This is a genomic window from Corallococcus aberystwythensis (genome assembly GCF_003612165.1).
Lineage (GTDB): Bacteria > Myxococcota > Myxococcia > Myxococcales > Myxococcaceae > Corallococcus > Corallococcus aberystwythensis.
In genome coordinates this window covers 18129-28628 of the sequence record NZ_RAWK01000125.1, presented here as the reverse complement: position 1 = coordinate 28628, position 10500 = coordinate 18129, and the positions used below count along the sequence as shown (strand labels likewise).

Genomic DNA, 10500 nt, shown 5'->3' with positions numbered 1-10500 from the left:
GGGCAGCGGGGGCCTGGGCGAAGGACGCGGTTCCCAGCAGGACGGCACAAGCGATGAGCAGGCGCGACATGGGACTCCCGGAAGAGGGGATGAGCGGCGAGGAAGCCTAATCCCACGGAATGGAAGCATCGCAGCCGCTTCGGGATGGGCTGTCGCGCGATGGAACCTGGAACGGATGCGGGCATGGGCGGAGAGGACCCTGCTGAGACCTCCCGTCCACGCGGCGCAGCGCATGAACTGGTCCGACAGTCGGACCAGTTGGGCCACGTCAGGCGGGAGGTGGACGGTGGGGATGGCCGGGCTTCAGTCCTTTCGAGCCGAGCCGCCACGCGAGCCCGCAGCTGTCGCGGTGACACGGGGCCTGACAGTGTTGCGCTCCGCGGCCCATCTCGCCGTGTGAGCCACACCCGCGCCGTCCGGCAGTCCCCAGCGATGGGACCCGGTGCTTGGCCCGGCCGGTGCCGCACCGTAGTGTGACCACCGTCATGGCCTTCCTCTCGCTCGATGCCCTCACCCTGAAGTTCCTCGGTGCCGCCGCCCCGGCGGTGCGGGACGTGTCACTGGCGCTGGAGCCGGGCGACGCGGTCGCGGTGATGGGCACCTCCGGCTCCGGCAAGACGGCGCTGCTGCGGCTGGTGGCGGGCCTGGAGCAACCCACGTCCGGCACCATCACGCTCGCGGGCCGCGTGGTCGCGGGGCCGGACGCGTTCGTGCCCCCGGAGCAGCGCCCCCTGCGCCGCGTCCTCCACGACGCAGAGCTCGAATCCGGCCTCACCGTGCGCGACGTGGTGATGGGCGTGCAGCCGAAGGGCGAAGGCCTGGCGCACGCGCGAGGCATGCTGGCGCTGTTCCAGCTTGAAGACCTGGAGTCGCGCACCTGCGGCACGCTCTCACGGGGACAGCGGCAGCGCGTGCTGCTGGCCCGCGCCCTGGCCTCTGGAGCGAAGCTGCTGGTGCTGGATGAGCCCTTCGCCGGAATGGACGCGGGCCTGCGCGCCACCGTCCTCGGGGAGTGGCGCCGCGTGCTCAAGGCCCGAGGCACCGCCGTGCTCTTCGCCACGCACGACGTGGGGGACGCCCTGGCCTTCGCGGACCGGCTGGTGTTGCTGCGCGCGGGCTCGGTGGAACAGCAGGGCACGCCGGAATCCGTCTACGAAGCGCCGCGCACCGCCTTCGCCGCGTACTTCCTGGGCGGCACCAACCTGCTGCCCGGTTCGGGCTTCGGCCGCGTCGCGCGCACGGCCCTGGGCAACCTGCCGCTCAACACCGAGGCGCGCGGCGAGGTGATGCTCTCCCTGCGCCCGGAAGCGCTGCGGCTCGTCCCCGACACGGACGGCGTCGCGGTGGGCGGAGCGCTGCGCGCGGAGGTGCTGGAGCGGGCGTTCCGGGGCGCGCACGTGGACTACACCGTGTCCTGCGCGGGCATGGCGCTGGTGGTGCGCGCCGCCCCCACGGCCCCCTTTCGTGAAGGCGGTCGCGCCCGCCTGGAGGTCGCGGGCCGCGCGGACGTGCTGGAAGAGACACCCGGGCAGGCCCGCTAGAACACCGGGCGTGCAAGCTCCGGGCCCGGATGGTGCAATCACCCGCGTCGCCCATGCGTAGGGAGGGGTATGAACATCGCAGGCCTTCGAGGAATGGGAACCCGCTTCTTCCACTACGTGCGCGACCCCAAGGTGGCGACGTGGCGCAAGCTGTCCGGGCTGCTGGCCGTCCTGTACTTCGTGTCGCCCGTGGACGCGATTCCGGACTTCATCCCCCTGATCGGCTGGCTGGACGACCTGGGCGTGGTGTCCGCCGCGGCCTTCTTCATGGTGCGCGAGGTCCAGCGCTGGCGCCCCAGCGCGCCGTCCGGGGAGCCGGCGTTCGACGGCCTCCCGCGTGACGAACAGGGCCAGCCGCGCGTGCCCACGCTGCGCCGGCACTCCTAGCCGTTCTCGCCGCCACGGTTCTCGAAGTGCACGAAGTCGATGAGGAACGTGGCGGCCACCACCAACGTCCGCACGTGCGGGTCGTGCAGGCCGTCGAACCGGACGCCGAAGTTGTCGGCGTCCGTGAACATCTCCTTGCCGAACCCGCTCCACCGCTTCGCGATGGTGCCCACCTCGCGGCCCTGCTGCTCCACGTTGAACGTCCACGGCCTGAAGAAGGGCCCGCTCAAGTGGGCCAGCTCCTCGTCGCGGGGCCCGAGCACGTCGTAGGCGCGGGTGAAGAAGCGGAAGCGCTGCTGGATAGCGCCCAGGTGCCGCCCCTCGCCGTCCTCCACCTCCATCCGGGACAGCCAGAAGCGCCACGGACGGCGCAGCCGTAGCAGCGTCTCGCCTCGCTCGGACTTGAGCTCCATGGTGAAGGGCCGCTTCGCCTTGAGGAACCCGCGCAAGAGGAACAAGCCCAGGCCGCTTCCCACCTCGCCCGCGAAGAAGAGCGGGCGCCCGTCGTCGCCCACCACCTCATAGCGGTTGCGGCCCTCGAAGCCGGTGAGGATTTCTCCCCACTCCTTCACCTGCCGCACGCGCAGCGCATGCTCATCACGCAAGAGGGTCAGCGCCTGGGATTCAACGGGCATGACGTCAGCTTAAGGCTAGAACTGCCCCAGCACCGCCAGCCCCAGGCCGCCATGGCGTCCCAGCGTCGCCGGGACAACGGAGACGGCCGGCGCATCATCGGGCCCGTCGAAGTCGCGCGTGAGGAAGGTCGCGGTCCCCAGGCCGGCCACCACGCCCACGGCGGTGCCCACCAGCAGCGCGTCCCCGTGGTCATCGTCCAGCGCCAGGAACAGGGCGCTCAGCCCCACCAGTCCGCCCAGGATGCCGCCCGCGTCGATGAGCAGCACCCGGCCCCGGGAGATGTCCAGGTTGCGCGACACCAGCGCGAAGGTGACCAGGCCCGCGCCCACCACGCCCTGCTCGATGCCGAAGAACGCGCGCGTGTCGCTGTTGCTCTGCGTGGCCATGAGCAGCGCCGCCACCACGCCGGACCACAGGCCACCGGAGTTCGCCAGCGACACCTGCCCGGCGGTGGGCCGCGCCAGCTCCGCCACCAGGATGCCCAGCCCCGTGAAGCCAAGCGCCCCCGCCATCACCGCGCCCGTGGAGCTGTCCCCATCCAGGTCGAACGAGCCAATGGACGCCAGTCCAAAGCCGAAGCCCCACACCGTGCCGGAGTTGATGGCCGCCGCCTGTCCCTGCGTCATCCCGCTCCGGGTGGCGAGCAGCGAAATCGCCGCCCCCGCGCCGCCGCCCAGCAGGGACACCGCCACGTACGCGCGCGTGTCCTGGCAGTCGGAGATTTCACACAGCAGGATGCCCTGGGTGATGCCGTGCAGCGTCTGCACGACCGTCAGCGACGCCCGCGCGCCCTTCGACGGTCCCTCCTCTGACGACACCACCGGCCGCGCCAGCGTGTCCTGCGCCAGCCGCGCGCCAGGCTCCATCCGCGTCCGGGCCAGCCGCGCCAGCTCCGGCGCGTACGGATGCCGGGGGCACACCTGCAGCACGCGCTCCAGCGCCTCCAGCGCCCGGGCATCCTCTCCGCGCACCAGCGCATCGAAGCCCGCCACGTAGTCGGACTCGGCTGCGCAAGCCTCGTCACTCGGCACGAGCGGCGGCGCGGACACGGCGCCGGAATACGTGACGGTGGGGGAGTCCGAGGAGCGAGCAACACCGCCAGGCGCCGTGACGGGCTGCGCGGCGACAAGGACGGCCAGGACGAAGGGCGCGAGGAGCATGCGGCTCCCAACCCTAGTCGACCCCCGTGGAAAGACGAGAGACCCGGGACCCCGGTCCTCCTGGGAAGGAGGCACGGGGCCCGGGTGACGCCACGCGGCGGCCTACCGCGTCGCCAGCGTCTCCATGTGCTGGCGGAGCGCGGCCGTGTCCCCCAGCCGTCCGCCCAGGCCCGGAAGGGGCTTCGCGGCCTGCTCGATGCGGCCCCGCGTGCGAGGACCCGCCGCCACCAGCCACGCGACGCCCAGCGCCAGCTCCGCCACGTCCGGCGCCTGCCCCAGCTGCGCGGCCAGCGCGAGCAACGCGTCCACGGCCTTCTTCACCTGCGCTCCATGCAGCGGGTGGCTGCTGGTGATGCCTTCACGCAGGAGCACCAGCAGCACGCGCGCGGTGGCACGGGCCTGGCGCACCGGCTCCGGCCCTTCACCCGAGCCGGCCCACAGCCCGTTCGCGAGCTGCTGGCCCAGCAGGCTGCCCACGTCCTCGGTGGGGATGGAAGAGGACTCCGCCACGGACGGCAGCGAGATCTCCTCCTGCTCGTAGAACGCCTCCGCCTTCTCCTTCTGGGCGCGCGGCTCGGGGGCCGGCGCTCCCTGAGCGGCGGCCTTGCCCGGCCTCGCGGCGGACACCAGCCGGTCCAGGAAGCCGCCCTTCTTCTTCGCGGGCTCCTGTTCCCTGCGCTCCACTGGAGCGGCCGTGCCCCCCATGGGGCCCGCGCCATCCGCGAGCCCGCCGTAGAAGGAGGACCCGGTGGTGGGCTCCGCCGACAGCTCGGGCGCGTACGAGGCCGCGGGCGCGGCCGCGGGCGGAGCAGGCGGCGGCACCACGCCGCCCCGGGAGCGGGCGGGCGCCGCGGCAGGCGCGGGCATCGGCTTCGAGGCCATCCGCTTCGCCTTCTCCATCCGCATTCCATGGGGAGGCTTCATGAGCCCGCCCTCGACCTCATCGTCCGCGTCCCCCGGGGCCTGGTTGAACATGCTCCAGCCCGCGGGCGCATTCACCGGCACCACGCGCGTCTCCGGCGTGCCGGACGCGCGACGGTCGCCCTGGCGCTCCTCCACCACCACGAAGGACGTGTACGGCGTGGCCAGCTGGTGCTCGATGGCCAGCCGCACGATGCGCTCCTTCATCGCGTCCGCGCGCCGGCCCACGAGCCCCGCGTCCATCCATCCCCGGATGCGCTCGGCGGCCCACAACTTCTCCACCACCGGCCGGTCCGACAGCGCGGGCAGGTCCAGCCGCACCGTGAGGGAGAAGGGCTCCCGGCCCGACTTCCCCTTCAGCGTCACGCTGCCCGTGCCCGCCTGCGCATAGCGCCCGAAGAGCGTCCACGGCGTGCCGTCCACCAGCGGCGGCAGCGTGGACGGAGCCAGCTCGCTGGCCTCCACGCCGTCGAAGCGCACCTCCAGGTCGGTGACGCGCGGCGCGAGCGCCCGCGAGAACTGCGCCACCACCTTCTCGTCGATGCGCTCCCCCGGGTGGATGAACTCCACCGCGCCGTCCGTGCGCCGCGCCAGGTCGCGCAACAGCGCGTCGCTCACGTTGGTGCCGATGCCGAACGAGAACACCCGCCCCGTCCCGCGCGCCGCGAGCACCGCGTTGAGGATCTCCGCCTCGTTGCCCACCTGTCCGTCCGTCAGCAGCACCACCACGCCGTCCGGCGCGGCCTTCATCGCGCTGACCATCGGCTCCAGCAGCTCCGTGCCGCCGTAGGCCTTCAGCCCCGCGACCCACGCGTCCGCCTGCTCCAGCGTGCGCTGGGTGAACGGCACCGTCTGCGCGGAGAAGGAGCGGAACGAGTTCTCGAACGCGATGACGTTGAAGCGGTCCCCTTCGCGCAGGTGGCGCAGGCACAGCCGGAGCGCGGCCTGGGCCTGCGGCAGGCTGTCCCCGGCCATGGAGCCGGACGTGTCCACCACGAACACCACCTCCTGCCGGGGCGGCGTCGTCGCCAGGTTCAGCAGGTCCGGCACCACCGTGAGCGCGAACGCGCCCGGCCCCTCCGCCTTCCGGTGCGTGACGACGGGCGTGAGCATCACGTCCGGGTTGGCGTTGCGCAGGGTGAGCACCACGTCCCGGTCCAGCGCCACCTCGTTGCCTTCGAAGTTCTTGAGGTGCGAATCGCGCTGGAGGCTCACCCGCGTGCGCGTGCCCTCCTTGGTGACGGTGAGCCGGTGGGACGGGCTCTCCACCACCACGTCACGGCCCACGTCGATGAGCAGGTCCATGCGCAGCCCGTAGTCCGCCACGCCCTGGGGCGGAGAGATGCGGTCCGCGTCCGGCACCCGCATCGTCGGGGCCGCGTCGCCGTGGCCCGTGCGGTCGCCGTGCACCGCGCCGGGGATGTACCGGGGCGCCACCAGCGTGGGCAGCATCCAGCGCACGCTGCCCTCCTCGGCGGTGAGCGTCTGGAGGAACTCCACCTCCACCAGCGTCTCCTCGCCCGGCAAGAGGTTGCCCACCTGCGCGGTGAAGACGTTGGCTCGCTCCTGGTCCAGCAGCGCCGCGCCGTGCCCCTCGGTGATGGCGTCGTCGTAGGCGCGGAAGGCCGCCTCGCGCTCCTTCACCACGCCGGCCACGCGGCGGCCCGCGCACGTCATGGAGAAGGCGCTGAGCGTCGCGTCGGAGGGCAGAGGGAAGACGTAGATGGCCTCCACCGGCTTCTTCTCTTCGTTGCGGTAGCGCTGCGTCACGCGCACCCGCGCGTGCCCCCCGAGCAGCTCACCGGAGACCTCCACCCCCTGCAGGGGCACCTGGGCCCCCTCACGCGTGAACAGCCCACACTTCGCCTGCTCGTTCATGACGGCGTTCCTTCCTGGGACTCTTCGATGAGGGCGCGCACCCGCTCCGCCAGCGCCCGGACCTTCGCTTCCGCCTGCTCCGACACGTGCAATTCCAACCCCGGCGCCAGGAGCCAGCGCTGGTAACGCGCCACCTCCACCGTCGGGTCTTTTCCCGGGCGCCTTGGGGGCGGAATCCGGGAGGGCTCCTCCGGCAACGTCCCCGGGCCCACCGGCGTCTCCGCCAACTGGCGCAGCTCCTCCGGCGACAACCGCAAGAGCTCCGCCTGGATGGCGTCCAGGGGCAGGAACCTCGCCTGGAGCACCCGGATGGCCTTGAGCCGCACCCGGTGCTCCTCGCCGTACACCGTGTCCGGCCCCTTGAAGGGCGGCGCGGGCAGGAGGCCCCGCTGGACGTAATAGCGGACCGTGCGAGGCGAGACGCCCACCTCCTCCGCCAGCGCGGTCAGCTTCCACTCCGTCTGTGTCTTGGGCGTGCTCACGAACCTGACAGTAGGTTGTGACAGTTATAGTGTCAAGATATCGGTGGCGATTCGTCAGTCGTGGTGTCGGGATGCCGGGAGGTGGCGGCCGGGCGGGCGGTGGGACAGAAGGAGGGCATGAACGTCGGCGTGGACGGCCTGGACCCCTCCTCCATCCAGCTCATCGGCACGGCGGTGACGCCCGCGGTGATGGTGTCCGGGTGCGGCATCCTGGCCACGGGGTTGGACAATCAAATCTCGCGCATCACCGCGCGCATGCGGGACATGGTCCGGGAGTGGCGCACGCTGCCGGAGGGCCACGCGCGCCGTGCGCTCCTGCGCGAGGAGGTGGCCATCATGGACCGCCGCCACGCCATCCTCGCCCGGGCCATTGGCTTCACCTACGCGGCGCTGTTGTCCTTCGTGGTGACGTCGCTGCTGTACCTGCTGCGCCGCAGCGTCGCGGTGCCGGAGGGGCTGCCGGTGATGTCCTTCTCCCTGGGCGTGGGGCTGTTGGGCTCCACGGCGGTGCTGGCATTGGCGTCGCTGCGATTGAGCCGCCGCGCCATCACGCTGGAGCGCGAGGACCTGTTCCGGGATGGGCAGCCGGGCGGGCCACCGAAGGCCTGAATTTGTTCCGCAGCGCACGCGAAGGTGCTAGCGGGTGCCTCCGAGACGCGCGGGTCTGGTACGTCCCGCCCAACCCTCACCGTGGAGCACGTGAACATGGCAAACACCAAGGTCTTCTTCGACATGTCGATTGGTGGCCAGCCCGCCGGCCGCATCGTGATGGAGCTGTTCTCCGACGACGTTCCCAAGACCGCCGAGAACTTCCGCGCCCTGTGCACGGGTGAGAAGGGCATGGGCCGCGCTGGCAAGCCGCTGCACTTCAAGGGGACGCCCTTCCACCGCGTCATCCCGCAGTTCATGTGCCAGGGCGGCGACATCACGCTCGGCAATGGCTACGGCGGCGAGTCCATCTACGGTGAGAAGTTCGCGGACGAGAACTTCATGCACAAGCACACCGCCCCGGGCTTCCTGTCCATGGCGAACGCCGGCCGCAACACCAACGGCTCGCAGTTCTTCCTCACCACCGTCTCGACCCCGTGGCTCGACGGCAAGCACGTCGTCTTCGGCAAGGTCGTCGAGGGCATGGACGTGGTGAAGAAGATTGAAGGCGTGGGCAGCCCGTCCGGTGAGACGCGCCAGCCCGTGAAGATCGAGGACAGCGGCCAGCTGTAATCCCGCCGCCGCTTCGTCCCGCACGTCAGGTCCACCCGCGCCTCGCGCACGGGTGGACCTTCGTCGTTTCAGGACAGGCCGTGGGACGCGTCCTCGTCCTCCTCCTCGCGGGTCTCCTCCGGAGGGCGGGGCCGCGCGGGCACCGCGCCGAACGCGCGCAGCAGCTCCAGCGGGATGGGCAGGATGGTGTGGTTGCCGCCGCCGGTGATCTCCACCAGCGTCTGCAGGTAGCGCAGCTGGAGCGTGGCGGGGTTGCGGCTGAGCACGTCCGCGGCCTGGGAGAGCTTCTCCGCGGCCTGGGCCTCACCCTCGGCGGCGATGATCTTCGCGCGGCGCTCGCGTTCCGCCTCTGCCTGACGCGCGATGGCCCGCTGCATCTCCAGCGGCAGGTCGATGTGCTTCACCTCCACGTTGGAGACCTTCACGCCCCACGGGTCGGTGCGCGCGTCCAGCACCTGCTGCAACTCATGGTTGATGCGCTCGCGCTGGGACAACAGCTCGTCCAGCTCCACCTGGCCCAGGATGGCGCGCAGCGTGGTCTGGGCAATCTGACTGGTGGCGTAGAGGTAGTCCTCCACCTGGAGCACGGCCTTGTCCGCCTGGATGACGCGGAAGTAGACGACGGCGTTCACCTTCACGCTGACGTTGTCCTTGGTGATGACATCCTGCGGGGGCACGTCGCGCGCCACGGTGCGCAGGTCGATGATGACCATCCGCTCGATGAAGGGGATGAGCCAGCGGAAGCCCGCGCGCTTGAGCCCCACGTAGCGGCCCAGCCGGAACACGACGCCGTTCTGGTACTCGGTGACGATGCGCACGCCGGAGATGAAGACGAGGAACAGCAGGGCCACGGGGATGAGCCACCCCAGCGCTCCGACCAATTCGTTCATGGCATGGACTCCGCGACGGTGAGGGTGAGCCCCTCCACGGCGCGCACCACGACCCGGGCGCCCTCGCGGATGGGAGTGAAGGAGACGGCGCGCCAGCGCTCGCCGTGGACGAAAACCTCGCCGCCCGAGGGCGTGACGGGCCCCAGCGCCGTGCCGGCTTCGCCGACGAGCCCCGCGTCTCCGCCCCGCTGCGGCAGCTTGCGAGTCTGGGCGCTGCGGTACGCGATGAAGGCCGCGCTCCCCGCGAACACGAGCGCCGTGGGCAGCAGCACGCCCCAGGACAGGCGGAAGGACGGCTCCACGAACCAGCCCGGTTCGAAGCGGTCCACCAGGAACACGCCCCCCAGTATCAACAGCCCCACGCCCGCGGCCCCCAGCAAACCGCTGGTGACGAACAGCTCCGCGAGGATGAGCCCCACGCCCACGAGCATCAACACCAGCGCGCCCGAGCGCACCGGCAGCGTCGCCGAAGCCATCAACGCCAGCACCAGCGCCACGCCGCCAATGAGCCCCGGTGCCACCGCGCCCGGATGGGACAGCTCCACCACCAGGCCCAGCGCCGCGATGAGGAACAGCAGGTAGATGATGGAGGGCTGTGCCAGCGCATGCACCACCTGCTGTGACAGCCCCGGCTCCAGCGGCACCACCTGCGCGTCGCGGGTGGCGAGCGTCACGGTGTCACCGCCCGCCACCTCCACGCGGCGGCCATCGACAGCGGCGAGGAACGCGGCCTCGGTGGGGGCGACGAGCTCCACCACGCGAAGCTCCACGGCGCGGTCCGCGGGAACGCTGGCGCTGTCGCGCACGGCGGCCGCGGCCCATTCAGGATTGCGGCCCCGCTGCCGGGCGATGCCCTCCGCGAACGCGACCGCGTCGTTCTCCACCTTCCGGGCAAGCTGCCCGCCGCCCACCTGCTCCACGTCCTCGCCTCCGGGACCCACGGGATGCGCCGCGCCGATGTTCGTCCCCGGGGCCATGCCCGCCACGTTCGAGGCGAGCGCGATGAACACGCCCGCGCTGCCCGCTCGCGCACCGGAAGGCCCCACCCACACGAGCACGGGAACGCGAGCACCGAGGAACGCGCGCACCACTGTTCGGGTGGCCTCCAGCGAGCCCCCGGGCGTGTCCAGCCGCACGAGCAGCGCCGTGGCCCCACCTTCCTCCGCGCGCTTCACGCAGTCCGCGAGGTACGCGCCTGAACCCGCATCCACCACGCCTTCCAGCTCACAGCGCGCGACGAAGGACGACGAAGCAGGAGCCGCTGGAGCCACGAAGCCCGCGAAGAGGAACGCCAGGAGCCAGCCCCAGAGGACGTGATGGCGCCAGCGCATCCTGTCGACGTGCTTCCACATGTCCGCCCCCGCATGCGCGCATCACGCGCACA

Annotated in this window: 10 protein-coding genes; 4 read left to right on the top strand and 6 right to left on the bottom strand. The window is 71.6% G+C overall.

Annotated features, from left to right (window positions below):
- Nucleotides 1-485: 485 nt before the first annotated feature.
- Both D7W81_RS21305 and D7W81_RS21300 read left to right on the top strand, forming a co-directional pair.
- Entirely contained in the window at nt 486-1541 is a 1056-nt protein-coding gene (locus D7W81_RS21305; RefSeq protein WP_120557228.1) for an ABC transporter ATP-binding protein, read from the top strand.
- 93 nt (nt 1542-1634) lie between these two features.
- Nucleotides 1635-1928, top strand: coding sequence for a YkvA family protein (locus D7W81_RS21300; protein WP_120557226.1), 294 nt, complete (start codon nt 1635-1637; stop codon nt 1926-1928).
- On the opposite strand, the gene D7W81_RS21295 is transcribed toward D7W81_RS21300, so the two are convergent.
- The 4 genes from D7W81_RS21295 to D7W81_RS21280 all read right to left on the bottom strand — a co-directional run bounded on the left by D7W81_RS21295 (nt 1925) and on the right by D7W81_RS21280 (nt 7005).
- Nucleotides 1925-2563, bottom strand: coding sequence for an LURP-one-related family protein (locus D7W81_RS21295; protein WP_120557225.1), 639 nt, complete (start codon nt 2561-2563; stop codon nt 1925-1927). The two genes, D7W81_RS21300 and D7W81_RS21295, sit on opposite strands and share 4 nt — an antisense overlap.
- Before the next feature lie 15 nt (nt 2564-2578).
- Nucleotides 2579-3724, bottom strand: a complete 1146-nt coding sequence (locus D7W81_RS21290) for a hypothetical protein (protein WP_120557224.1) — start codon at nt 3722-3724, stop codon at nt 2579-2581.
- 102 nt (nt 3725-3826) lie between these two features.
- Nucleotides 3827-6523: a VIT domain-containing protein gene (locus tag D7W81_RS21285; protein ID WP_120557223.1), complete on the bottom strand. Its 2697-nt coding sequence runs from the start codon at nt 6521-6523 to the stop codon at nt 3827-3829.
- Nucleotides 6520-7005 (bottom strand): MerR family transcriptional regulator, encoded by a 486-nt coding sequence (locus D7W81_RS21280; protein WP_120557222.1) that lies wholly within the window; start codon nt 7003-7005, stop codon nt 6520-6522. The genes D7W81_RS21285 and D7W81_RS21280 overlap by 4 nt, the downstream gene beginning before the upstream one ends.
- A 117-nt stretch (nt 7006-7122) precedes the next feature.
- Here D7W81_RS21280 and D7W81_RS21275 point away from each other — a divergent pair, with 117 nt between their 5' ends.
- Entirely contained in the window at nt 7123-7614 is a 492-nt protein-coding gene (locus tag D7W81_RS21275; protein WP_120557227.1) for a DUF2721 domain-containing protein, read from the top strand.
- Nucleotides 7615-7710: 96 nt separating this feature from the next.
- The gene (locus tag D7W81_RS21270) at nt 7711-8226 is read left to right on the top strand and encodes a peptidylprolyl isomerase (protein WP_120557221.1); all 516 of its coding nucleotides are present in this window, start codon (nt 7711-7713) and stop codon (nt 8224-8226) included.
- Nucleotides 8227-8294: 68 nt separating this feature from the next.
- Here D7W81_RS21270 and D7W81_RS21265 read toward each other — a convergent pair whose 3' ends face one another.
- Nucleotides 8295-9116 carry a slipin family protein gene (locus D7W81_RS21265; RefSeq protein ID WP_120557220.1) on the bottom strand — a complete coding sequence of 274 codons (822 nt, stop codon included), beginning with the start codon at nt 9114-9116 and terminating at the stop codon, nt 8295-8297.
- Nucleotides 9113-10447 carry an NfeD family protein gene (locus tag D7W81_RS21260; protein WP_167508081.1) on the bottom strand — a complete coding sequence of 445 codons (1335 nt, stop codon included), beginning with the start codon at nt 10445-10447 and terminating at the stop codon, nt 9113-9115. The genes D7W81_RS21265 and D7W81_RS21260 overlap by 4 nt, the downstream gene beginning before the upstream one ends.
- Nucleotides 10448-10500: the final 53 nt, after the last annotated feature.

Bases quoted from the DNA above. Each gene is read 5' to 3' on its own strand.
- D7W81_RS21275 (WP_120557227.1), top strand. From the start codon at position 7,123: ATGAACGTCGGCGTGGACGGCCTGGACCCCTCCTCCATCCAGCTCATC.
- D7W81_RS21270 (WP_120557221.1), top strand. From the start codon at position 7,711: ATGGCAAACACCAAGGTCTTCTTCGACATGTCGATTGGTGGCCAGCCC.
- D7W81_RS21265 (WP_120557220.1), bottom strand. From the start codon at position 9,116: ATGAACGAATTGGTCGGAGCGCTGGGGTGGCTCATCCCCGTGGCCCTG.
- D7W81_RS21285 (WP_120557223.1), bottom strand. From the start codon at position 6,523: ATGAACGAGCAGGCGAAGTGTGGGCTGTTCACGCGTGAGGGGGCCCAG.
- D7W81_RS21300 (WP_120557226.1), top strand. From the start codon at position 1,635: ATGGGAACCCGCTTCTTCCACTACGTGCGCGACCCCAAGGTGGCGACG.
- D7W81_RS21295 (WP_120557225.1), bottom strand. From the start codon at position 2,563: ATGCCCGTTGAATCCCAGGCGCTGACCCTCTTGCGTGATGAGCATGCG.
- D7W81_RS21305 (WP_120557228.1), top strand. From the start codon at position 486: ATGGCCTTCCTCTCGCTCGATGCCCTCACCCTGAAGTTCCTCGGTGCC.
- D7W81_RS21260 (WP_167508081.1), bottom strand. From the start codon at position 10,447: ATGCGCTGGCGCCATCACGTCCTCTGGGGCTGGCTCCTGGCGTTCCTC.
- D7W81_RS21290 (WP_120557224.1), bottom strand. From the start codon at position 3,724: ATGCTCCTCGCGCCCTTCGTCCTGGCCGTCCTTGTCGCCGCGCAGCCC.